20 protein-coding genes and 2 pseudogenes are annotated in these 23,547 nt (G+C 67.8%); 13 read left to right on the plus strand and 9 right to left on the minus strand.

Annotated features, from left to right (window positions below; all coding sequences use genetic code 11):
- Positions 1 to 576 precede the first annotated feature (576 nt).
- Positions 577 to 822 carry a hypothetical protein gene (locus MKK69_RS10115; protein WP_243967646.1) on the plus strand — a complete coding sequence of 82 codons (246 nt, stop codon included), beginning with the start codon at positions 577 to 579 and terminating at the stop codon, positions 820 to 822.
- Between the two features lie 71 nt (positions 823 to 893).
- Here the strand turns inward: MKK69_RS10115 and MKK69_RS10120 are convergent, their stop codons facing one another.
- Entirely contained in the window at positions 894 to 2,441 is a 1,548-nt protein-coding gene (locus MKK69_RS10120; protein WP_243967648.1) for a sensor domain-containing diguanylate cyclase, read from the minus strand.
- Positions 2,442 to 2,738: 297 nt separating this feature from the next.
- Here MKK69_RS10120 and MKK69_RS10125 point away from each other — a divergent pair, with 297 nt between their 5' ends.
- Positions 2,739 to 2,966, plus strand: coding sequence for a hypothetical protein (locus MKK69_RS10125; protein WP_243967650.1), 228 nt, complete (start codon positions 2,739 to 2,741; stop codon positions 2,964 to 2,966).
- A 468-nt stretch (positions 2,967 to 3,434) separates the two neighbouring features.
- A complete protein-coding gene (locus MKK69_RS10130; protein WP_243967652.1) occupies positions 3,435 to 4,310 on the plus strand; it encodes an FkbM family methyltransferase in 876 nt (291 codons plus the stop codon).
- 446 nt (positions 4,311 to 4,756) lie between these two features.
- On the opposite strand, the gene MKK69_RS10135 is transcribed toward MKK69_RS10130, so the two are convergent.
- A complete protein-coding gene (locus tag MKK69_RS10135) occupies positions 4,757 to 5,020 on the minus strand; it encodes a hypothetical protein (RefSeq protein WP_243967654.1) in 264 nt (87 codons plus the stop codon).
- Between the two features lie 272 nt (positions 5,021 to 5,292).
- Between MKK69_RS10135 and MKK69_RS10140 the strand changes: the two genes are divergently transcribed.
- From MKK69_RS10140 to MKK69_RS10160, 5 genes are all read left to right on the plus strand, one after another.
- Positions 5,293 to 5,583 carry a hypothetical protein gene (locus tag MKK69_RS10140; protein ID WP_243967656.1) on the plus strand — a complete coding sequence of 97 codons (291 nt, stop codon included), beginning with the start codon at positions 5,293 to 5,295 and terminating at the stop codon, positions 5,581 to 5,583.
- A 246-nt stretch (positions 5,584 to 5,829) separates the two neighbouring features.
- Positions 5,830 to 6,549 (plus strand): FkbM family methyltransferase, encoded by a 720-nt coding sequence (locus MKK69_RS10145; protein ID WP_243967658.1) that lies wholly within the window; start codon positions 5,830 to 5,832, stop codon positions 6,547 to 6,549.
- 44 nt (positions 6,550 to 6,593) lie between these two features.
- Positions 6,594 to 7,709: a hypothetical protein gene (locus MKK69_RS10150; protein WP_243967661.1), complete on the plus strand. Its 1,116-nt coding sequence runs from the start codon at positions 6,594 to 6,596 to the stop codon at positions 7,707 to 7,709.
- A gap of 569 nt (positions 7,710 to 8,278) precedes the next feature.
- A complete protein-coding gene (locus MKK69_RS10155) occupies positions 8,279 to 9,325 on the plus strand; it encodes a radical SAM protein (protein WP_243967663.1) in 1,047 nt (348 codons plus the stop codon).
- Positions 9,322 to 10,626 (plus strand): glycosyltransferase, encoded by a 1,305-nt coding sequence (locus tag MKK69_RS10160; protein WP_243967664.1) that lies wholly within the window; start codon positions 9,322 to 9,324, stop codon positions 10,624 to 10,626. The genes MKK69_RS10155 and MKK69_RS10160 overlap by 4 nt, the downstream gene beginning before the upstream one ends.
- Here the strand turns inward: MKK69_RS10160 and MKK69_RS10165 are convergent.
- Positions 10,563 to 11,813 carry a glycosyltransferase gene (locus tag MKK69_RS10165; RefSeq protein ID WP_243967666.1) on the minus strand — a complete coding sequence of 417 codons (1,251 nt, stop codon included), beginning with the start codon at positions 11,811 to 11,813 and terminating at the stop codon, positions 10,563 to 10,565. The genes MKK69_RS10160 and MKK69_RS10165 overlap by 64 nt on opposite strands.
- 550 nt (positions 11,814 to 12,363) lie before the next feature.
- The gene (locus tag MKK69_RS10170; protein ID WP_409564793.1) at positions 12,364 to 13,797 is read right to left on the minus strand and encodes a phosphomannomutase; all 1,434 of its coding nucleotides are present in this window, start codon (positions 13,795 to 13,797) and stop codon (positions 12,364 to 12,366) included.
- Between the two features lie 173 nt (positions 13,798 to 13,970).
- Here MKK69_RS10170 and MKK69_RS10175 point away from each other — a divergent pair, with 173 nt between their 5' ends.
- From MKK69_RS10175 to MKK69_RS10185, 3 genes are all read left to right on the plus strand, one after another.
- Positions 13,971 to 14,564, plus strand: coding sequence for an acyltransferase (locus MKK69_RS10175; RefSeq protein WP_243967670.1), 594 nt, complete (start codon positions 13,971 to 13,973; stop codon positions 14,562 to 14,564).
- A gap of 269 nt (positions 14,565 to 14,833) precedes the next feature.
- Positions 14,834 to 15,139, plus strand: a complete 306-nt coding sequence (locus MKK69_RS10180) for a Dabb family protein (protein ID WP_243967672.1) — start codon at positions 14,834 to 14,836, stop codon at positions 15,137 to 15,139.
- 135 nt (positions 15,140 to 15,274) lie between these two features.
- Positions 15,275 to 15,757: a hypothetical protein gene (locus MKK69_RS10185; RefSeq protein ID WP_243967673.1), complete on the plus strand. Its 483-nt coding sequence runs from the start codon at positions 15,275 to 15,277 to the stop codon at positions 15,755 to 15,757.
- A gap of 629 nt (positions 15,758 to 16,386) precedes the next feature.
- On the opposite strand, the pseudogene MKK69_RS10190 reads toward MKK69_RS10185, so the two are convergent.
- Together MKK69_RS10190 and MKK69_RS10195 are read right to left on the minus strand one after the other, a co-directional pair.
- A pseudogene (locus MKK69_RS10190) lies at positions 16,387 to 17,025 on the minus strand (DedA family protein); the annotation flags it as partial.
- An 84-nt stretch (positions 17,026 to 17,109) separates the two neighbouring features.
- Positions 17,110 to 17,709 (minus strand): acyltransferase, encoded by a 600-nt coding sequence (locus tag MKK69_RS10195; RefSeq protein ID WP_243967675.1) that lies wholly within the window; start codon positions 17,707 to 17,709, stop codon positions 17,110 to 17,112.
- 407 nt (positions 17,710 to 18,116) lie between these two features.
- On the opposite strand from MKK69_RS10195, the gene MKK69_RS10200 reads away from it, so the two are divergent.
- Both MKK69_RS10200 and MKK69_RS10205 read left to right on the plus strand, forming a co-directional pair.
- A complete protein-coding gene (locus tag MKK69_RS10200) occupies positions 18,117 to 19,190 on the plus strand; it encodes an FkbM family methyltransferase (protein WP_243967677.1) in 1,074 nt (357 codons plus the stop codon).
- A gap of 229 nt (positions 19,191 to 19,419) precedes the next feature.
- Positions 19,420 to 19,770, plus strand: coding sequence for a hypothetical protein (locus MKK69_RS10205; RefSeq protein ID WP_243967679.1), 351 nt, complete (start codon positions 19,420 to 19,422; stop codon positions 19,768 to 19,770).
- 112 nt (positions 19,771 to 19,882) lie between these two features.
- Here the strand turns inward: MKK69_RS10205 and MKK69_RS31195 are convergent, their stop codons facing one another.
- From MKK69_RS31195 to MKK69_RS10220, 3 genes and pseudogenes are all read right to left on the minus strand, one after another.
- Complete coding sequence (locus MKK69_RS31195) at positions 19,883 to 21,940, minus strand: glycosyltransferase (protein ID WP_243967681.1); 2,058 nt, start codon at positions 21,938 to 21,940, stop codon at positions 19,883 to 19,885.
- Entirely contained in the window at positions 21,937 to 22,707 is a 771-nt protein-coding gene (locus tag MKK69_RS10215; RefSeq protein WP_243967683.1) for a hypothetical protein, read from the minus strand. Before MKK69_RS10215 ends, MKK69_RS31195 begins: the two co-directional genes overlap by 4 nt.
- A 120-nt stretch (positions 22,708 to 22,827) precedes the next feature.
- Positions 22,828 to 23,361, minus strand: a pseudogene (locus tag MKK69_RS10220) (cupin domain-containing protein); the annotation flags it as partial.
- Between the last annotated feature and the right edge of the window lie 186 nt (positions 23,362 to 23,547).

Here is a 23,547-nt window from a genome sequence, read left to right on the forward strand (position 1 = left end):
AACATCCGGCAGGCCAGCCAGCAGACCGCGGCCGGCACCCGCCAGGTCGAGACCGCCTCGGCCAACCTCACCGAACTCGCCCAGGCGCTCATGGCGCTCGCCGAACGATACCGCCACTGAGGTTGGCCGCGCCTTGCCCGACCGGTGCGGCCCACCCGGCCCGGCAATCCGCGCTCGCCCCGCCCGAGGCCGAGCGGAACTTGCGCTCTGTGTGCGAAATGTCGCATTCATCCGGTCGTCCGGACGATAGTGTTGGGACTGGCCTAAGCTGCTGGAAACACTCTGTTACGTCAGCGCTGCCGTCGAGTTCGCGCCAATGATCGACAGGGCATGGCACAGTTCAATTTCAGGATCGTTCCGCAGGGTCCGGAACTGGTACGCGCATTTGCCCGTGTCGGCCGCATTCTCGTTCCGGACCTGTTTTCTGCTTGTCTGGACCATGATTGTCACCGCGGTGACGTATGGCCTGGTTGACCTGATGCCGTCCTGATGGTGCGCTGCAGTATTGGACATGCTTGCTAAGCTTCAGCGGAGTAGTCTACCTAAGCAGACCGAATCGGCAGTCCGGCGGCCCGCATGCTCTTCATCGTGATCGCGTCTTTGGGCCTCGTCGCCGCCCGTGAGTTCTCGTGGTTCGGCGTGTTCGCCATCAGCACGGTCCTGGCCGTCGCCCTGGGTGTCGAAGGCGCCATCCATGATCGGACTATCCTGAAGGTGCTGCATCGTGACTGGGAGGTCATCGTCACCTTCCAGTCCGCCTATGTCGCGCACATCGTGTGGGACGCCTACGGTCCGCGCCTGATGGCCCGCCTCGGCCGGTAAAGGGCCCGGGACTGAGATCCATCCGCGCGAACCGCGCCGTGTGCGGGCGGTCGCCATCCTGAGCGGTGCGGTCAGGAGGTCTTCACCAGCTGCAGAGGGCCCCGCTGGGACGGCGCCGCCGCGGCCTGCGCGGCGGCCATGCGGGTCTGGTTGCGACCGCCGTGCTTCGCCTCGTAGAGGGCGCCGTCTGCCAAGCGGTACAGGTCCGGCGGCGCCGCGCCGCGTCCGCCGTCCGGCCCCATACAGGCGAGGCCGATGCTCACCGTGACGGCGCCCGCTCCGATCCCCGCCGACCCGACCGCCAGCGCGGCGACCTCGGCATGGACCCTGTCGGCGATGCGCCCGGCGCCGGCCGCGTCGGTATCCGGCAGGAGGATGGCGAATTCCTCGCCGCCGATGCGGCTGACGAGATCCTGGGGACGGTGCACGCTCGCGGCGAGGCTGCGGGCCAGACCCTTCAGGATCTCGTCGCCCACCGGATGCCCGTACCGGTCGTTGTAGCGCTTGAAATGGTCCGCATCGACGATGAGCAGCGACAGCGGCTGGCCGCCGTGTCGCGCCGCCTCCGCGGCCCGGGCGAACCGGTCCTCGAAACAGCGGCGGTTCGGCAGGCCGGTCAGGGGGTCGGTGCGCGACAGCGCGGCCAGGGCGTCCTGCGCCGCCTCGCGGCGGCGCAACTCCCGCCCGAACAGGAACGAGAGCGCGATCGTGAGGCCGCACAGCACCAGGACGATGCCGCCGATGACGACCGCCTTCGCCAACCAATCGGCCTCCACGTCCTGGGTGGCCAGGGCGACGTTCAGGATCAGCGGGAGGGCGCCGATCCGCGTGAAGGTGTAGGCGCGCTCGATCCCGTCGCGCACGGAGGTGCTGACGAAACGGCCCTGTCGCTCGCGCATGAACCGCTTGAAGGTCGCAGCCTTCGCGATGTTCGCCCCGAGGTCCGCGGCCTCGTAGGGATAGCGCATCAGGCGGGTGCCGTCGGTCAGGTACAGGTTGATCGCGCCGCGCGGACCGAGGTCGATCTCGCTGAACAGATGCGTGAAATAGGACAGCTTCACGCTGCCCAGGACCACGCCCCCGAAGCGCCCGTCGGGCTTGTTGATGCGCCGGCTGAACGGGAGCATCGGCTCGCCGGTCAGGCGCGAGACGATCGGGCGGCCGACATAGAGGCCCAGCCCATCATGGTCCTCGTGGACCTTGAAATACGCGCGGTCCGCGTAGTTGCCCTGCCGCGGCGGCACGGCGCCGATGTCGTCGAGGATCTGGCCGTGCTCGTCGATGACCAGCATCACGCCCATGTCCCGGGCGGTCGCGGCGCGGTCGAACAGGATGAGCTGGCGCAGCCGCGGGCCGGCCTCCGCGAGACCGGGTGCAGCCAGGTTCTCCACGGCGGCCCGGAGCGAGAGATCGTAGATCTCGATGTTGCGGGCGATGTCGCGTTCCAGGACCTGCACGAGGTTCCTGGACGTCTGCTCGGCCCTGTCCCAGGCATCCTGACGCAGGTCGGCCAGCATCACCCCGGAGAGCGCGACCATGCCGATCGGCGCCAGAATGCCGAATGCGAGCCACGTTCGGGCTGAGCGGAGCCAGCCATGGAGGCGTCCCAACGAGATCATCGGCACGTCCACGTGAATTCGTCGTCGGACACCAGTATATGTTCAAATGTGACTTAAACGTTACTTTTATACCGCTACGGTTGATGAGCATTCTCGGGCAAAGCTCTGCCGTGCCGCCGGGGCCCCGCGAAGCGTAAGATTCCCGCCGGCCGGGATCAGTGACCCTGGAAAGGTTCGGCAATCCCGCGATCCGGCGGTGCAAGTATCCACAGTCAATGCGCGGGCGCGCAAGTCTGTACCGATACCGGGAAAGGCCGCGCGGACCTATGCTGCTCCGCATCGAAGTGGGAGAGTGGCATGTGGGATGAGGATGCTTTCGCCCAGGAGATCGCAGCCCTTCTGATCGCCGACATCAAGACGTCCGGCGCACGCAGCCGGGCCGAACTCGAGGAGGCCTGCCGGATCTCGCTCAGGAGCCTCCTGGGCGACGCCGAGGTACCGCACCAGATCGCCGTCCTGATGCCCATCGGCCTGGATCGCTGGCCGCGGGTGGTCGTGAAGGGGCGGCGCCTCCCGGACATCTGAGCGCCTGCCCTCCCGGTAGGATTGTTGAGAGCGTCGGTGGCCCCGCGACGGGCGATGCAGCCGAGGCGCCCGGCGCGCTCGCGTAAGAGCCCACCCCGGCGGCTGGGCCAGCCGGATGCGCGTTCGATGATCGCCCGCCCTGGTTCCGGCCGGCGTCCGCAACGCCGTCGCCGGGTCAGAACCCGTATCAGATCCGTGAATAGACTCGTGTCGATCCAGCGCCGCGGACAGCCCGCAGGCAACGCCTGCCGAGGGCCGCCGACCCGCAGGTGCCAGGCACGCGCCCGGCCGCGGCGGTTGCGCCCGGACTGCCGGGTGGAATTCGGGCTCGCACACGCGACAGATCGGGACGGCTGCTTGAGACGCTCAAATAGCGTCCTGAATAATTGAACTGTTGCTTGCAATGTTGAGTGAAATACGCAATATGCTGCGTCTTATGTCCAATGCTGTAACTGAGGCAAGATTCGAATGCTGGAGTTAATTTATAGAAATGCTCCCTTCGGAAAGAAAAATTTATATCTACTGATAAACTATTTTCTTAAAAGAACTGGAATATCATTTATAACGCGAACAAGATATGGTTTTAAAATATACACTAACACAACTGACTTCATTCAGCGGGCAGTATTTAATTTCGGCGTTTGGGAGCCGGATGTCTCGGCGGCCATTTCAAAGATGCTGAAACCGGGCGATTTGTTTGTCGACGTTGGTGCAAATATTGGATACTATACATTGCTTGCGAGCAAGATAGTTGGACGGACTGGGGAAGTTATTTCGATCGAAGCGCACCCTAATATATTTCGGCTGCTAAATAAAAATGTCGAACTCAACTCTGTCGACAATGTCACGACAATAAATATTGCGGTCAGTGATCTAGAGAAAGAAATCGAATTTTTTACGGGACCTCAGAAAAGCCTCGGTGAAAGTACAACAGTCAGCAAAAGGGGATTTACGTCGATCGGCAAGGTGGCGGCCAAGCCAATCACACATATTATTTCTCACGATAAACTAAGAAAAATATCATTGATCAAAATTGATATCGAGGGAGCGGAAGCCGAAGTTTTGCGGGATATAATGTCAAATATAGAACTATTTCCCAAAGATCTGAAAATTATCTGTGAGATAGCGTCAGAATCAGAAGACCGAAACTACATTTTCGATACATTGAAATCGCACGGGTTTTTGGCATACGCTGTGCATAACGACTATAGCGAGACGTACTATTTCAACTGGACTGCTGGTAAGGTTCCAGTCAGGATTTCCGAAATCCCCTTGGAACAGTGTGATATCATATTCAGCCGAAACGATATCTCAGGATTGATCGGAAGTAATCGCAAAAATTGACTTCACGATGAAAGCCCCGTGCGATGCGTATGGCGACGATCATCGCGTCCGCCGGGGCCGACAGAGCGGGCGCAGAGGAAACGGTTACTTTTTGCCGGCCAGGGCAGAGTTTCATCAGCACGAAGATGGCCCCTGACGGAACGTTGCAAATCCGCGTCGGACGGGACGTCGTCCGGGCACGGGAAAGCGTGTTCCGCTGTCCCGTTGAGACGCCGACCGCGCGCAAGGGCGATGCGGGGTTGATGTGTGCGTGCGGCATCGCCGTGACTGAAGCACGCCGATCCAAGCCCCTTCGAAGCCAATCTGCGTGCCGATGGGGCGAAGCCGTGCCGCCCATCCGCCCTCCGATCCGCCCCGTCAGGCGGATGCCGTGGTTGCACCCGCGACAGAGTGGGATGGCCGGCTGAGGCGCCCGCCCCGGAGCCGGCTTCCCGAGGGCGCGGCCCTCAGCGTCCGATCACCCCCGTACGGCCGATGGGGCCGATCGCGTTCGGGCCGGTATTCGGGGCCGGCTCCGCGGCTAGGTTTCGCTGGCTGTCCATGCGGAGCATGTCGGTCTGGGTGGTCTGGTCCTGCTGCAGGGCGCGCAACTGGCCGGTGCGCTCCATCGATTGGTTCGCGCCATTGGGATTGTTCTGCTGCACCTGGGCCAGGACGGGCGTGGCGAGGGCCGGTGACAGGCAAAGGGCGGCGGCGATGAGGATGCGCATGGCGAAGCTTCCGCGGTGGAGGGTGTCATGGGTCCGACGGATCGAGGGCCCGCCGCATTCCACGCGATCGTCTACGCGACGCGCTCCGGCAAGTTCGGCCATGCGACGACGTAACCCTGCCGCCGGCGCGACGCGGCCGTGCTCCGGAGACAGTCCCGTCGGGCGCATGGCGCACCGGCATGGTTAGCCGATCCCTCCCTCCCGGCCCGCCTCTTTACGTCTTGTTAACGGCTCCGGGCGAGTCTCTCGGCGACGAGCGGGAGAGTCGCCTGATGCGTGTCTTGACGGAGGAGGATGAGCAAGCGGTCGAGCGCCTGACGCTGCAGCTTCTTCACGACGCATATTGCGACCTCGCAGCCGTGCTCCGCGGTGCGCAGCCGCAGGCGGCCGCGGCGATCCTCGGTGCCATGGAGCAGCGGGTGACCGACGTCCTCGGCCGGATCTGCCGGCAGGGTTTGGAAGGGCCGGCCTCGGTGGCGATCGCGATCGCCGTCGGCGAGCGGATCGGCGCCATCATGGATCAGGCTCACGGTCGGGACGGGCGGCCGGCGCTCGCCGCATGAGGATCGGCGCGTCGGAAGATCCTGAACATCGGAGCTCATCGCCGGGCTGAGCCGAACGCGATCGCCGGGCTCGGAACGAGGTTCGAGAGACCTGCCCGCTTCGGCCGCCTGCGGCGGCGCCTCCGGCGGCCGGGTGGCCGGCAGATGATATGCGGAGGGTCCGGGCCGCGCGCCCGTCCATCCGACGCTCGCGTGCGACGCGGGGCGAAGCCGGTGCGTGACTTCACAGGAAAGCCGTGTGCGCCCATGCAACGTTCCAATGCTGATCGGTTGGTCGTCGACCTGGGCATGAACAACGGCGACGACACCGCCTACTATCTCAGGCAGGGCTTCAGAGTGGTGGCTGTCGAGGCCAATCCCACCTTGGTAAAGGCCGCGGAGCGGCGTTTCGCGGCCGAGATTTCGGCGCGCAGGCTTGCCGTTCTGAATCGCGCGGTCTGGGACGAGCCGGGGTCGGTGACGTTCTACGTGAATGCCGACAACGATCACTGGAGCAGCATCGACGCGGGCTGGGCGGGCCGCGAGGACAGTCGCGTCGAAGCCATGCCGATCGAGACGATCAACCTCCGTGATCTATGTGCGGCGTTCGGAGTGCCGTACTATCTCAAGATCGATATCGAGGGCGCCGATCTGACGGCCCTTTGCCAGCTCGACCAACTGGCTGAACGTCCGGCTTTCGTGAGCGTCGAAGATTGCCGCTTCGGATTTGACTACATTTCCACATTGGGCGCCGCCGGGTACACGGCCTTCAAGCTGTCCGATCAGTCGATCGTCCCGAGCCTCCGCGATGAGACCACCGGGGCGAACTTTCCGCCGGGCGCGTCCGGCCCCTATGCCGATGCCCTCCCCGGCCCGTGGCGACCGAAGGACGACTTCATCGAGCACTATGCGCGGACCGTGCGGGATCGAGCCGGCCGACGTCTCGCGCCTCGGACGCAGTGGTGGGATATCCATGCGGCCCTGTGAGGCCGCCGCGTCGCGCGGATCGACTTTGCATTGAGTGCCAGGGCATGACGATTTCCGAGGTCGCGCTGAAGCGAACGTTGCGAGGCGGGCGTTACGCCCTCATCGGCGCCGGGCAACTCTGTGAGATGGCGCTCGATCTGTGGCCCGATCACGTGGCGCGCCCCGAATTCATACTGGATTCGCACAAGACCGGGACGCTGCGCGGTATCGCCATACGCGATCTGGCCGGACATCATCCCGTCGCGGGCGTGGCCTATCTCGTCAGTGCCTTCAAGATGTCCGCCCGGGATATCCGCGCCTGCCTCGAGCAGGTCGGCCAAGCCGAGATTCTGACGGCCTACGACCTGCTCGAAGAGTACACGCCCGAGACATTCACCAACGGCTGGCGCAACCTGTCCCCGCCGCCGGACATCCTGGCCGACGTCGCCCGGCTTCCGGACGCTTACGCCGATGCGGTCTCCCGCGGCATCTGCGAGGCGGCGAGCGCCTGGCGCTACGAGCGTCGTCTGGTGAGCGATTACCCGATCTGTCGGGAGGACGGGAAATACGATCTGCGCCTGCGCGGGCGGGCCGGCACGCATTACCGGTGTGTCTACGATTGTGGCTCCTACGATCTCAGCCTACCCGCCAGCCTTGCCCGCTCCGGCGTCACCTTCTCGCGGTTCGTCGCCCTGGAGCCCGATCCGAGACGCTTCCAGGTCTGCGCCGCGCGGATGCCGGAGGTCGACACTGGGGCGGGTGGCGTCTTCGACCTGCGCCCGGAGGCCGTCAGCGATCGTGAGGGGACCGAACCGTTCCTGGCCAATGGCCTCTTCTCCGCGCGCCTGGTGGACGCCCGTGTCGCCCACCCGGCCGTCATGCCGGTTCAGACCTGCACGTTGGACACCCTCGACGAGACCCTGTTCGGTCGGGATGCGGCCGGCGGCGGTCGGGTCCTGATCAAGCTGCACGTGGAGAGCGCAGAGTTCCCGGCCCTGCGCGGTGCCGAGCGCCTGTTGCGCGACGTGCCCTGCGACCTGCTCGTGAACCTGTCGCATGACGAAGTTTCGTACCGGAAGATCCCGCCTTACCTCGCATCGTTCGGCTGCTTCGATGTGACGTTGCACGCGCATGCCCTATTCGGCGAGGGCCTCACGCTCTTCGCACGTCACCGGCTCTGATACGCCGCAGACCGCGTGTCGCTGGGCCCGGCCGATGGTCGGAATCGATGAGGTCCGGCGGACGGCCCCCGCCGCGCCGTCGCGGGGGCGGACCTCGATGAGCCGGGCGCATCAGGGTCCGGTATAAGCACCGCGCCGGATCGGGATGCGTCCGGAGCACCGGTGCCACGGGGTGCCGATGTCCGGAGCCGCTCCCCATCGACACGGCCGAGCGCTTCGCCGGCGCTGCGGCGATGCCGATCACAGGGACACGCCTTCTGTCCATCGTATCCGCCGCGCGGCGCGCGACTGCCGCCGGAGGGCCGAAGCGTTCATCAAGGACGCGCGACGGGCCTCCGGTCGGCGAGGCCAGGTTTCGGCCGTCCACGCATCGCGATCGCGCCGCCTCATAAAATTCGTCTGTTCCGGCGAAGCGGTAACGATTCGGTAACCGAATTTATACGAAATCAACGGGTTTAGCCGTGGTGCCTATTGGATTTCGGCTGTGCGTAGTGGTGGCTGGGTGATCCAGCCGCAATCATCGGGATCTGCGACGTCGAGGCCCGGTCGGGGAACAAGGTAGAGCGCTCATGAAAGCCCAGATCAAGCCGCGCATCAATCTTGAGGGACGCACGCCGCTCGAGACGGTTATTCCATTGGCGACCCCGTTCGTGGTCTTCGTTGATCCGGCGAGCGCCTGTAACTTTCAGTGCACGTTCTGCCCGACCGGTCACCGTGACATGATCCGCGACACGGGGCGCTATCAGGGCGCGATGCGCTACGAGGTCTTCACCAAGATCATCGACGATCTCAGCGAGTTCGAGAAGCCGATCCGGGTGCTGCGCCTGTACAAGGACGGCGAGCCCTTCCTGAACAAACGGCTCGCCGACATGATCGCCTACGCGAAGGCGAGCGGGCGGGTCGAGTACATCGACACGACCACGAACGGGACGTTTCTGACGCCGGACCGCGTCGGCCCGGTGCTCGAAGCGGGGCTCGACAAGATCAACATCTCCGTCGATGGGATGACGAACGCCCAGTATCGCACCTTCACGGGCTTCGACTTCGATTTCGATCGCTTCGTCGAGAACATGAAGTGGCTCTATGCCAACAAGGGTCAGTGCGAGGTCGTCGTCAAGATCCCCGGTGAGTTGATCACGCAGGCGCAGCGCCAGGAATTCTACGACACCTTCGGCGACCATTGCGACCGCATTTTCATCGAGAACTTCGCCCCGTGCTGGCCGGAATTCGACATCGAGGCCCATACGGGTATCAAGATCACGGGCGGCATCTACCAGCAGCCGATCTCCCAGACCGACACCTGTCCCTACATCTTCTACAGCATTTCGGTGAACGCCGACGGATTGGTCAGCTCCTGCTTTCTCGACTGGGGCCGTAAGCTCGTCGTCGGCGACGTGCGGCGGGACTCGCTGCGGGCGATCTGGTCATCGGATGCCCTGAATGACCTGCGGTTGCAGCATCTCGAAGGCCGGCGCTGCGAGAACGCCGTCTGCAACGCGTGCGGGCAATTGAGCCATTGCCTGCCCGACAACATCGACGCGCATCGGCCCCAGATCCTCGAGCGGTTCCGGGCCGCTCTGGCCGTGTCGGGCCCGCCGCCTGTGATCGCCGCGTGAGGATCCTCCACATCGCGCCCCATCTCGGCGGCGGCGTCGGCAAGGCGCACGCGACCGTGATGGAGGCCGAGCGGCGGGACGGGTCTTCGATTCGGCGCAGCTACGTCCTCTTGGAGGCGCCGCGCGACACGACCTATGCCGAGCGCGTCCGGGCGAGTGGTTGCGAGCTCCACGTGTCGCCGGCTCCGGCCGAGATCGCCGCCCTCGCCGCCGAGGCGGATATCGTCCAGATCGAGTGGTGGAACCATCCGCGCCTCTACGGTCTGCTCGCCTCCGAGATTCTGCCGGCATTGCGGCTCGTGCTCTGGACACACATCTCCGGGCTCGCCGCACCGCTCATCCCCCGACGTCTGGTCGAGACCGCGGACCACGTGCTGTTCACGTCGCCCTGCTCCCTCGACGCGCCGAACCTCAAGGGCGAGATCCGGGCGAGGCCCGGTGCCTTCGGCGTCGCCAACAGCGGCTTCGGCTTCGACGGCATCGTGCGGGCGGACCGGACGCCCGGAACGCCGCTGCGCTGCGGGTATATCGGGACCCTCGACTTCGTGAAGCTGCATCCGCGGCTCTTCGATTTCCTCGACGCGGTCGAGAGCCCGATCAATGTCGGCCTATGGGGGGAGCACGATCCGCAGGGTCCCGTCGCCGCCCGGGCGGCCGCGATGCGCCGACCGGGGCGCGTGCGTTTCGAAGGCTATGCCGACAGGCCGGCCAATGTGCTGGCTGACCTCGACCTCTTCGTCTACCTCCTCGCGCCGGGGCATTACGGCACCGGCGAGAACGCCCTCGTCGAGGCCATGTCGGCGGGGGCCGTCCCGATCGTCTGGGGCAATCCGGCCGAGGCGGCGATCGTCTCGGACGGTGAGACCGGCCGCGTCGTCCGGTCGGGCGAGGACTTCGTCGCGACCATGGCCGAACTGTCGGCCGCGCCCGCCCGCCTCGCGCGGTTGAGCGCTGCGGCCCGGATCGAGGCGGCCCGGCGCCATAGCCCGGCGGCCACCGCGCTCGCTTTGGCGGATGCCTACCGGGCCGCTCTGTCGGGCACGAAACGCAGCCGCCCGTTTCACGAGATTCTCGGCCTCGACGCGCGGGCCTGGTTCGAGTCCTCGGTTGCCGAACTGATGAGCGAGGGGGCCGTGCGGCTCGTGGCCTCGCTGGCTGCCGCCAAGGGCAGCCTCGCGCATTTTCGCGCCTGTTTTCCGGCCGATCCCAGCCTCGCCGGCTGGATGCCCGCCGGTTCTCAGGCCGGCGGGTACAGCCCCGTCAAGAGTTCGGGCTCGCTGATCACGAGGTTCGGAGCGTAGCCCCGATCCAGGCAGGTCTGCCGGTCCGAATCCCGGGCCAGGAAGACGATGGTGTGTTCGGGCAGGGCATCCTCCGCCGGGCTGGCGCCGGCGTTCAGCGCGATGCGCTCTTCGAGGCCGGCTTGGCGCAGGAGCGGCATGAGGTGAGCGGCCTCGTCGACCCCGACGAGTTCCAGGCGCTCGACCCCGCCGACCGCGTTGGCAAAGCGTGCCAGCTTCTGCATGACGAGCATCAGGGGCAGGCGCTCCATCCCGGGTATGTCGCGCACCAGGGCAGGGTCGCGATAGGCCAGGCGGCAGGCGATGTCATGCGCGTTCATGTAGTCGCCGCGCTCCAGCCAGAGCCGCAAGGCGACCTTCATCCGTTCGGCGATGAACTGGTCGATCATCTCCTGAACGGCTTTCCGGTTCTCATCGGCGAGCGACACGCCGTTGCGCTGGAGTATCGTGTAGACAAAATATTCGAGGCCGCCGCGATAGGTGTCCCATCCGGTCATCACCTCCTCGATACCGGCCTGATCCCGGTTCGCCCGGACCGACGTGTTGACCACCGAGCGATAGTAGGGCGCTTTCAGGAAGGCGATCTGTCCCTGCCCGATCGTGCCGGCGAGGAATACGAACGCCCAGAAACAGAAACGCGGCCATGCCATGATGCGGCGTACGGCGTCGGCACGGTAGATGACGATCTCCGGAAAGATGTGGCGTTCGATGATCAGGTTGAGGAGTTCGCCCTCCTGGCCAGGTCCGTAGAGCACGTCCCTGTCGATGGTGAAGAACTCGCCGACGGGCCGCTTGGCGACATCGTCGTAGAGCTGCCACGGGGCATACGCGGCCCGAACGTCCGGATGGGCTGTCAGGAAGGCCATCGCCTCCTCGACGGCGGCCGGGTCCAGGAGATCGTCGTCGGCGAGGTACAGGACGTAGCGCCCGCTGGCGCGATGAAAGGCGGTGAGCAGGTTCGGGCCGCCGCCCTTGTTCTCGGTTTGACGATAGTAGCGGATCGGTAGACCGAGACCGGCGTGCTTGCGCACGACTGCCTCGGTATCGTCGGTCGAGGCGTTGTCGGTGATGAGGATCTCGTAGGGAAAGCTGAACGTCCAGGTCTCGGCGGCTTGGCCGAGCAGATACGCGAGGAAATCTGCCCGATTGTAGGTCGGCAGACAGATGCTGAGGAGAAGATCGGACATGGGCAACTCGTATTAGCCGGTCCCGGCCGTCGCTCACGGGGCCCGCGGGCGAGGGATCGGGTTCTCAACCCCTCGATCTGGTCTCCCCGGCGCACCAAACGGGCGACTTACGCGCCGGAGACCTCGGATATCGTCGCGGAAGAGGCTCCTTGCGATTCGAGGGACGGCACGCCACGCATCAGGGAGATGATCGTGGACTGCGCACGATCTGTCGATGCGAAATCATGCGCCTGCGCCGGACGAGACGATCCGTGTATCGCGGCGGCGCAACGGCCTCGGAGGATGCGTCGAGAACGGTATCGGTGCCGCTCCGATTCTGACCGCACCGTTGCGCAACCCGCGTTCGGGTGCAGGGTCGGGACCTGCCCGACCGGCCCTCATGCGACAGAGGCGGGAGGGGCCATGACGGGCGCGACGACATCGGCCGCGCGATCGGATCCCTGCCGGTGCAGCCCACGAAACGGCCCGACTCGGGCTGCGCGGGCTCAAGCCGGCCGCGGGGCGGGGACCGCCTATGCGGCCATGCCCCGGACCGGACCGGCTGCGGCCGTCACGTCCGCCCGGCCCGATCCGCCATCGCGGCGGCGGCGGCCCCGAGCCCCCACCGGACGAGATCCTGGGCGTCCCGCGCCGTCCTGGCCTCCGCGTAGCAGCGCAATTCGGGCGCGTTGCCCGACGCGCGGAAATGGATGGTCCGGCCCTGGTCCAGCCCGATCCTGATCCCGTCCTGCTGATCGATGTCCTGCGGCACGCCGACCGGTCGCAGGAAGTCGGCCCGGAACGCGGCCTCGCGGAGCCGTTCGAGGAAGGCGCCGCTCCGCTCCGAGGGCGTGTCGGGCAGCCGGTCGCTCGCCATCTCGCCCGCATCGAGCGACGTCACGAGATCCGCCAGCGACGTCCCGGCCGCGCGCGCGGCGGCGAGCGTGGCCAGGATCGGCAGCATCGCGTCCCGCGTCGGCAGGGCGGGGAGGATCCGGCCGTCGCGGACGACATCCGCGCCGAGCAGGAAGCCGCCATTCGCCTCGAAGCCGACAATGGTCCCCGCCCCGGCGGCCCTCGCCTGCTCCATGCCGGCGATGACGTAGGGCGACCCCACTCTGGTGCGCACGACCTGCCGGAAGCCGCCCGACCGCTCGAGGGCCGAGCCGGCGGTGACTGGCACCACGACCGCATCGGCATCGAGGAACCGCGCCGTGATCAGCCCGAGCACGTCGCCCCGCAGGATCCGCCCCGCGCCGTCCGCGATCAGGGGCCGGTCGGCGTCGCCGTCCGTGGTCACGAGGGCGTCGTAGGCGCCGGCCGCCATGACCTCGGCGATGAAGGCGATGTCCTCCGGGCGATGCGCCTCGGTGTCGATCGGCACGAAGGTGTCGGACCGGCCGATCGGCGTCACCCGCGCCCCGAACCCGGCGAGCAGGTCGGCCAGCAGGTCGCGGGCGACCGAACTCTGCTGGTAGACCGCGATGCGCAGGCCCTCCAGGATATCGGGCGCGAAGGCTTCCCCGTAGCGCTGGCGGTAGCGCGCGACGGCGCCGGGTTCGGGCGCGGCCGGGGGGGAATCCGGCACCGCGCCGACGGCCGCGACATCGCCGAGGGCCGCCAGGATGGCCGCCTCGTCGGTCTTGGTGATCTCGCCGTCGGGCCGGTAGAATTTGAGGCCGTTGCGGTCCTCCGGGATGTGGCTGCCCGTGACCATGACCGCGCAGGCGCCGCGCCGCATCGCCTCGAGGGCGAGCGCCGGCGTCGGCAGCGCGCCGCAATCGATCGCGGTGAAGCCGGCCGCCGCCGCGGCGGCCGCCACCGTCGCGGCGATGCCCGGACTGCTGTCGCGCAGGTCGCGCCCGATCACGACTTCGCGACGGCCGCCCTCGGCCGGGACCGATCGGAAGAACGCGCGGGCGTAGGCGTAGCTCGGCCCGCCGACGAGATCCGTCACGAGCCCGCGCAGGCCACTGGTTCCGAATTTCAGACTGCTCACGGCGATTCCAACGGCCCGGACTGCGATGGTCTTCCGCGACTGATGCCGCGAATCACCCCCGATCACAATGCCCGATCCGTGGCGGCGCGGCCTCGCCCGGGCAGACATATCATTGCCCCATGGACCGGCAGGGCCCTAGACCAATCTCCGCGCACGCCCCGCGCCGGGAACAGGTTGGCATGACGGTCGAGATCAAAGGCAACCTCAGCGCCAACACCCTCGTGCTGTCCGAGAAATTCCGGCGCTACTCCACGGGCAGCATCCTGTTCACCGGCGAGGGGGCCCGCGTCGAGATCGACGGGCCGGTGACCAGCGGCGACATCGCCCTCGCGGTCGGCTCGCACGCCACGGTCACGATCGGTCCGGACTGCGTCATCGGCCGGCTCAGCCTGAACGCGTTCGGCGAGGGCGCACGGATCGACATCGGACGCGAGGTCGGCTTCGCCGGCATCGTGAACCTCAGCACGCACGAGGGCGGCCGGATCAGCATCGGCGCGCGCTGCCTCATCGCCGGCGACACGGTCTTCAGCGCCTCGGATTTCCACGGGATCTTCGACGTCGCCACCGGCGAGCGCATCAACCTGGCCCGGGATATCCGGGTCGACGAGCATGTCTGGGTCGGGGCCCGGGCGATGGTGCTGAAGGGCGCGAATATCGGCCGCGACTCGGTCGTCGGCGCCGGCTCGATCGTCACCGGCAGCTTCGGGCCCAACAGCCTGATCGTCGGCAACCCGGCCCGGGTCGTGCGCGCGGGCGTCTGCTGGCGGCACTGACGCCCGGCGCCGGGCCGTCGGACGCACGCACTGCCGCCGGGCCGGTTGCCACGTCGGCGGAGCGCGCTTTAAGGACGTTCGAGACTGCTACGGGTGTTGTCCGGCCTCCGCACAATCGCACCGAGAAATTTCGTGAGGAACGGCCGCGGTTCGACGCCGTCGGTCCGGCCTCGGCGACAGGGGGAATGCGTGCGCCGCCAACAGGATCGGAGAGGGGCCGCCCGGCCCGGGATATCGGCCCCGGCCGGCGTCGAAACCGGGGCGGCCCGATGATCCGCCACACCCTCCTTCTGCGCTTCGACCACCGCACGCCGCCGCCCGCGTGCGATGCCGTCCTCCTGTCGCTGATCGCGCTGTGCGACCAAGTCGGGGAGGTCGACTCGATCGCGTTCGGTCCGGAAGCGGATCCGCAGGTCCGGGTGCAGGGCTTCACGCATGCCTTCACCGTCGTTTTCGGGAGTGAGGCGGCGCATGACGCGTTCCACGCGCTGCCGGGATACGCGGCCGCACTCGAGCCGCTGCGGGCCGCGGAGGCCGTACAGGTCGCCCCCCCGGACTTCGGTGCGGGACGGTGAGAGGCCGTTCCGGCCGGGGCCGTCCGGGCTGCGCGGGCGCCGTCCGATTGTTGCCCGTCCTCGCGCAGACCGATTGACGTTGCGGACGGCTTATGGCCAAGCCCTTCTCCGCTACAGCTTTTCGAGAACGGGACGATGGCAGGAGACGACACGCTGGCGAAGGCCCTGGCTGATGTGCGTCAGCGGCGGGCTGATCTCCAGGCCGAGTACGAGCGCATCCAGACCGAGCTGAACAAGCTCCGGACGGCGGAGCGATCCCTGGCGGTGATCGTCGAGGGCGCCGTGCCGGAGGAGACGGACGCCTTTTCCGGTCCCGAGCCCTCGGACGAGGCCCCCGGCCGCCCCCGGCGGGCCACCGGCCGCGGCAGCCGCGGGCCCCGGACCAACTCCGCGAAGGGGCGGTTGAAGGCGCTTCTGGAAGAGACGGGGGCGCAGGGCCTGTCGCACGCCGAGATCGAGCGGCGCCTGCCCGACGTGGCGGCGAACACGCTGAACACGTATCTCAGCATGATGGTCACCGGGGGCGAGGCGGTGCGCAGGGGCGACTTCTACGTCATCGCCACGCCGGCCCAGTCGGACGACGAAGCCCCGACCGACGACGCATCGGACGAGAGCTAGGGCCTCGTCCCACTGTCGGGCACGGTCGACGCCGCGCGGACGGATAGGCCGGCCCGTCCGGGGCGGAGGGTGATCCGAGCCACTGCCTCATCCCGAGAGGCCCGCGCCGGCCGGCCGGAGGGTTCCTTCGAGGCCGCCGCTGCGCTCGGGCGCCTCAGGACGAGGGGGATGCGTGGGATCGTCCGGGGGCGACGTCAGGCCGCCAAGCCGGTCGATCCGGGGAGTCCTGCACCGGCGTCCGTGGCCGGACGCGGGCGTCGCAGGCGCTGGCGGAGCACCAGCAAGAGGAGAGCGGGCACGGCCAGGATGAGCCCGACGCCGAGGATGCCGACCTGGCCGGCGAGGTATCCGTAGAGGCCGCCCGTCACGCCATCGCGCCACGACGCCGCCGCCATGCCGACGGTCGCCAGGAGGAGACAAAGGGGGGCCTTGAACCACCAGGGCACGGCCTTGGCGGGGCTCCGCTCGGCGGCCGGAGCGCCCCCAGCGGGGATGGCCGTCTCCTGGCTGAGGAGCATGGCCATCTGGTCCTCGAAGTCCTGCTGCGCCGAACGGCCGCGCTGCAACGGCGTCGCCGGCGTCTCATCCCGGCCGCCCTGGGGCGCTGCGGAAGCCGGCGTCGACCCCTCCGTGAGCGGGCCCGGGATCGCGGCCTCGGCGGCGACCATCAGGCGGGCCTCGTGCCGGCGCATGAACAGCCACAGCGCCACCGCCCCGAGCAGGACGAAGGCCAGCAGGCCGAGGCCGACCGGCCCCATGACGTTCTCGATCGACCGTCCGCACAGGTAGGCGCCGAAGCCCATGATCGCCGCCCAGGCCACGCCGCCCAGGGCGTTGAAGGCCATGAAGCGGCGCGCATCGAGCTTGTTCACGCCGGCCAGCACCGCCGCGTAGGCACGCAGCATCGCGGTGAAGCGGCCGAAGAACACGATCTTCCCGCCGTGCCGGCGGAAGAGATACTGGCCGAGCTTGAGCCGGCCGTGGTCGAGGCCGATGAGGTGGCCTTTCCGGAGCAGCAGCGGCAGGCCCCAGCGGCGGCCGACCCAGTAGCCGGCATTGTCCCCCAGGATGGCGGCGGTCGCCGCGATCGCCACCACGGCGGCGATGTTGATGTTGCCGGTGCTGCCGGCATAGGCCGCCGAGGTCAGCAGGACCGTCTCGCCCGGCAGGGGCAGACCGGCGCTCTCCAGCGTGATGATGATGAAGATGGCGAGATAGCCATAATGCGCGATCAGGTCGGTGATCGGCAGGTCGTGCAAGAAAGCCACCGGCGTCCCTTCGGTTTGCAGCGCAGAGACGGTTGGCCCCGGGAAGGTGGCGGTACTGAGGCGTGGCGGCCGATCGGTCCGGCCTCAGATCAGATCGTTGCGCCACGTCACGTTGGTGCGCAGGACCTTGGCCGGGACGCCGCCCACCAGCACGTTGGCCGGGACCGCGCCGCTCACCAGGGCATTGGCGGCGACGATCGAGCCGTCTCCGATCGTCGTGCCTTTCAGAAGCGTCGCCCGGGTCCCGAGCCAGACCCGATGCCCGACATGGATCGGCCGGGGCGGGTTCACGCGCTCGCCGGTATCCACATCGACGATCGAATGCATGTCGCTGACCGTGAAGCTCACCCCGCCCGCGATCAGGCAATTGTGGCCGATGGTGACGTCCCGCGCCTCGTGCGCGGCGATCGAGGCGTCACCCACGAAGGCGGTGTGTTCGCCGATGATCAGCTTGGCGGTGGCGAGCAGATAGACCCGGAGCGTCTCCAGGCGGACATGGTCGCCGACATGGATCGTCCCGTGCGACCGGCACAGGATCGCCAGGCCGTTGCCGCTCGACCCACGCCCGATCGCCACGTGGTTGTGGTGGCCCTCGAACGTGATCGTTCCCTCGTAGGTCTCGAGGAACCCATCCGGTGCATCGACCTGATTGTTCGCACCGCGGTCGTCGATCGTGACAGGCATGGCTCTGAATGTTCTCGCGCCGAGGTCGCTGCGAACGGACGCCGGAGCTGCGCCGCCCGCGAGCAGCCGTCCCCGCTTGTCCGATACCGGCCAGGCCCCTCTCTGTCTCCCGGCCTTGATGATCCGATCCGGGGCAGCGGTCCAGATGGGGCCGCCGATCGGTCAGGGATACCGTGGGCGATCGGTCCCCTTCCCTCCGGGGGACGGCCGGGATCGGCTCGCCGAACGCACCGCATCGCCAGCGGCCTTGCCCTCGCCCCAATGCCGGGGCACCTCGCCGGTTCGCGACGAACAGTTTCAGGATTGGCCATCAAGGCTACGAAAACAGGCTGATGCCTTCTAATAGCGTGCTCGGCGACGGCGTCGCTCAGCACGATTGATGTCGTATCCGCTACTGCGAGTGAACTATGCTGGAAGCCCTGGAACAGATGAACCACAACGGCCACTGGGTGGAGAGCATTCTCCACGTCGGGGCCAACGAGGGCCAGGAGCGGAACGACTACGAGGCGAGCGGCGCGAGCCCGTGCCTGTACGTCGAGCCCGTCGATTCGGCCTTCGCCATCCTCGAGGCCAACCTCGCCAGCATGCCGTTCCACCGGCCGATCCGTGCGGTGTGTGCGGAACGCGCGGGTGACGAGGTCCTGTTCAATGTGGCGAGCAACGGCGGCCAGTCGTCGAGCCTGCTCGCGCTCGGCGCCCATGCCGAGCACCACCCGCACATCGTCTACACCGGTGCCCAACGGATGGTGACGACCACCGTCGATCGGATCGTCGCCGAGCACAGCCCGGACCGGGTGCCGAACCTCCTGGTGATCGACGCGCAGGGCTCCGACCTGCGGGTGCTCCAGGGGGCGACGCGGACCCTGACGGCCCTGGACGGGGTCTATATCGAGGTCAGCGAGACGCCGCTCTACGAGGGCGGGTGCACGCTGGACGAGGTCACCGCCTTCCTGAAGGGCTTCGATCTGCGCCTGCGCTGGCTGCGCCTCGACGGTGCGGGCCATGGCGAGGCGTTCTATTGCCGGCCGAAGCGGGGCGGCATCAACCTGCCGGACTATGAGGGCGTGATCAGCGCGGGTAAGCCGGCGGCGCAGAGCAGCCTGTGCGAGTGGTCCTACTTCGACGTGGCGAACGGGCCGCAGGGCGGGGTGAACGGTCCGTTGACCGGTCGGCCCGGATTTCACACCGACATCGAGGACGCCCCCTGGTGGCAGGTGGATCTGGAGGCGATCCAGGCCCTGAACGAGGTGCGGGTCTACAACCGCATGGACTGCGCGCGGGAGCGTTCGCGGACGCTGCAGGTACTCCTGTCGAACGACGGAGAGACCTGGCGCCGCGTGCACGATCAGGCCGGCCGCACGTTCGGGGGCGCGGATGGCCGACCGCTGCAGGTTCCGCTCGCGGGTGAGCGTGCCCGGTACGTGCGCCTGCAATTGGCGGAACGCGCATTCCTGCACCTCGACAAGGTGCATGTCTTCTGAGGGCCTGTGCCGTGACCGGGTGAGCGACGGGCCGGCGCGAGGTCCCCCTCGTCCGGGGATTGGCGTTTGGCCCGGGCGTCCGGCGGAGCGCTGCGCCTGTCCTGCACCAGCCGTCGTGCGGCCCGTGACCCCGAAAGGGGGCGCCCCGATTGGGAAACGCGGAGGTGCCAACGAACGGCCCGGCTGCTACACTCTTGCCCTGCCCGAATGGGCCCTTGGACCGGTCGCCATGCGCCTGCTTCTGCTCGGCTGTTCACTCCTTCTCCTGCCGACGCCGGCCCTGGCGCTCTGTCGCTGCACCTGCGTCGAAGGCGTCTCGAGGCCGATCTGTCAGCCTACCGACCTGATGGTACCGCTCTGCCAGGATCTGTGCATGGACAGCGTCCGGCCGGAGCGGGTCACGCGTCCGCTGGCGGGCGGTCGCCCGGCCACGGAACCGATCCAGCCCTTCAATCCGGCCCCCGGCGGTCTCTCCGATCCGCAGCAGAATCTGGATACCGACGTGAACGGGTTGCCCCTGGGGACGTCCAGTACGTTGTCGGGCAATGTCGGCGGCTTCTCCGGAGGGGGCGGGCGCTGAGGCCGTTCCCGGGCCCTTCGGTGCTGCCGGATCGGTCGAGGCGCCGGCCGGATCCTGACGGACGCGGCGCCGCTCGGCCCGGCCGTCGCGCGGCGCCGCGATGCCCGGCCCGCTACCCCTGCAGGCCGTGCGCGGCCTCGATCGCCTGGAGCCGGGCCGCATAGCGGCGCGCGATCGCTGCGACGCTGAAATCCTCCCGCACCCGGAGCCGCGCAGCCGTCGCGCGCGCCTGCCGCTCTGCGGGGGCGCTGTACACGGTCCGCATCGCCGTGGCCGCCGCGTCGATCGACGGCTCCGCCCAACGGCTCGCACGCTCGACATAGACGTAATCCGTCGGGAGCGGACGTTCCAACGTGTAATCGACCAGGAAGGCCGTCTGCGGCGAGCAAAAGTCCATATTGCCCGAATAGCCGGTCGCGATGACCGGCAACCCGATCTGCATGGCCTCCAGGAGGCCGAAGCCCCAGCCCTCGGAACGGTGCAGCGAGACATAGGCGTCACTGCACCTCTTGAGGCCGATGAGGGCGTCGTAGCTCAGCGTCTGATCGAGGATGGTGATCCGGGGGTCGCGGGCAGCGAGGGCGTCGATCGACGTCCAGGTCCGCAGCTGCTCGGCGCTCACGATGCGGCTCCGGTTCTGCGTTTTCAGAACGAGCGCCACCGGCTCGCCGGCGGAGGCTGGGAAAGCGGCCTGGAACGCCTTGAGCACGCCGAGCGGGTTCTTTCGCTCGACGAACGAGAACGAGTCGAACGTGGCGAGGAACACGAACGCCTCATCCGGTAATCCGAGGCCGGCGCGCGGCATTGGAGACACGTCGGCGACCGCTTCCACGGCCATGCCGACGTTGTAGACGGGTGTCGCGGTCGCGCGCGCGTACGTCTCGCGATTGTATTCCGACGACACCCAGATCTCGTCCAGCAGATCGAGGGCGAGGCGGTGGCTTTCCGGAACGGTGTCGAGCTCCCAGAAGAAGTAGCCGATATTGTACGAATCCTGGGTGATGCGGCGATCCAGGAGGGCGAAGGCGTGCGGGACGACCTCTGCGTTGAGATGCATCAGGTTGATCCGACGCGGTCGTTCGAGACGGGGCGCTGGCGTCGCGCGGGCCGTGAACCCGATCGGGGCGGGATTGCCGGGGAAGAAATCGAGCTGCGCCGGTGATCGGCCGGCGCTCTCGAGGATCTCGAGGGACAGCCGCATGGCCTGGCCGAGCCCCGACGTCGCGCGTGTCGGGCCGATCACCGCGACTCCGGCTTCCGGACCGTCGCTGAACCGGGGATCGCGCAGAAACGGCAGGCCGGCCCCGCCTTCGAGGGGCGCAGGCCGGAGGGATGCGCGGGCATTCGGGCCGTGATCCCCGTATCGGGCGCGGATCCGGGCGCTCAGGCCTTCGGCGCGCGCGGAGTCCGGCGAACCCGGCTGTCCCAGGGCCACCGCGAGCAGATCCGTGAGGAGGGGGCTCCGATCGCGCTCAATGCTGTGCAACAGGGGCGATACGGTGTTCCAGGGCAGAAGGCGCACGAGATGCGGCTTCTCCAGGGCGCGCAGCAGGACGATCGCGACCAGCGTCGCGCGTCCGGCGTCGGAATTCAGGTCCAGGGCCTGGAGGGCGGCGTCCGACGCGTGGTAGGTGCGCAGGAAATAGGTCAGCGCGAAATCGCGGGCTGCGGTGCTGTCGTCGGCGGCGCACAGCACCCGGACCTGGGCCGGCGTGATCAAATCGCCGCCGGGGCAGATCTGCGCTGCGCGCTCGACGGCCCACCAGTAGAGTGCCCGCCTGAGCGCGGCGACATCATGGAGATCGATGCCGGGCTCGAAGTCCTGCGTGATGAAGGCGTACGCGGCGATGCTCACCTCCGCGGCCAATCCGAGCAGCGGCATCGGCGCGTTGAGAAAGTCGATCTGGCTCCGAGAGAGCGGTACGGGCAGGCGGTGGTAGACGTTGCTCTCCGTCAGATACCAGTACAACACCCGCATCCGCTCGATCAGGTCGCCATCCGGAACGAAGTCCCGATGGCGCTCCGACCGCGCCACTTCGAAGGCGACGTAGCGCGTGATCAGACCCTCGGGGTCCTGATCGGGCCGCGCCGTCTCGAGGAGCTGATCGAGCTGGCGGCGCGACCGATGTCGTGAACCTTCGGCGCTGCCTCCGCCGTCAAAACCGCTCACGACCGGCCTCCGGCGGCGGTCGAGAGGATGCGCACCGCTTCCGTGCGGAGCAGGTCGAGCGCCCTGCCGTTGCCGAGCGTGGCAATGCGGTTGAGCAGATCCGGCCGGAACGGCGAGCCGCCGAGTTCGAGTCCCAGGGAGACCTCGCGAACGTGGATCAGGCGCCTTCCGACGGCGCGACGGTCGAAGGCGAACTCGAAGCCGCAATAGCCGTCGTTCAGGCCGCTCGCGGCGACGTCCTGGCGGAACTGGTCGGCGACGAGCGTGGCCGTGAGGTCGCCGGCGCTGACGGCGACGTGCAGACGCCGCCCCGGTATCGTCCGATCGTGGATCCAGCCGACGATGCGATTGCCATCCACGAAATCGATGTAGCCCTCGATCCCGCAGGGGATCGGCGGGGCGGGCGCTCTGTCCGCGGCGGGATCGATCGGCGATCCCGAGAGCGGGGTTCCGGTCGAGGCCTCCCGGACGTGGATCAGGTCGCGCCCGGCGGCATCGAGATGCAGGGCTGCCGAGAAGCCGCAGAAGCCGTCGTTTCGGCCCGCCGCCGCCACGTCCTTGCGTTCCTCGTCGGCCGTCACCGTGAGGACGTCGTCACCGCTGACGATCTCGATACGGAGCCGGCGCCCCGGTGCGCTGCGATCGTGGGCCCAGCCTGCAAGACGATGGCCGCTGAAGGTGTCGACGAAACCCTCGATGTCGCCGCCCGCCGATCCGGACGCCGCGCCGTCTGTGCTCGCGTGTTGAGGGGGGGGCGCTTGGATCATCGGGTCTGCTGCGGCGCGGCCTGGGGACTTGGAGGGATGCGACTGCGGCCAGGGATATGGGGGCGTATGCGCGCCGTGGGGGCGGCCCCGTGCCGGCGCTGAGCGCCGGTGGAGGGCGCCCTAGCGCCCGTAGATATCCTCGACGCGGATGATGTCGTCCTCGCCGGTGTAGGAGCCGACCTGGACCTCGATCAGCTCCAGGGGGATCTTGCCCGGGTTGGCCAGCCGGTGCATCGAGCCGATCGGCAGGTAGATCGCCTCGTTCTCGTGGACCAGAACCACCCGATCGTCGATCGTCACCTCGGCGGTGCCGCGCACCACCACCCAGTGCTCGGCCCGGTGGAAGTGCTTCTGCAGCGACAGCCGCCCCCCCGGCACCACCTGGATCCGCTTCACCTGGAAGCGCTCGCCGATGTCGATCCGCTGGTACCAGCCCCAGGGCCGGTACATCCGCAGATGCGCGTCCGCCTCCGGCTCGCCGGCCGCCCGCAGCGCGTTGACCAGCTCCTTGACCTGGCCCGAATGGGCCTTGGACGCCACCAGCACCGCGTCGGGGGTGGACACCACCACCACGTCCTCGAGCCCGACCACCGCCGTCAGCCCGCCGCCCTCGCTGTGCACGAGGCTGTTCCGCGTCCCGATCAGCGAGACCCGGCAGATCGGTCGAGTGACGCGCGAACGGATGGGTTCCTGGCTTTCAGCAAGACCGATTGAGAGAGGGCCCGGCGGCTCGGGACGCGCAGCTGATGCCGTATTTCTGGCAGGTGCCGACCGGCTCGATGGGCATCGGCCCGATCCACGCGGTCTACCAGGCGCGGTTCATGCGCTACCTCGGCCACC

Origin of the sequence: Methylobacterium sp. J-026, from assembly GCF_022829585.1 — a bacterium.
Classification (GTDB): Bacteria; Pseudomonadota; Alphaproteobacteria; order Rhizobiales; family Beijerinckiaceae; genus Methylobacterium.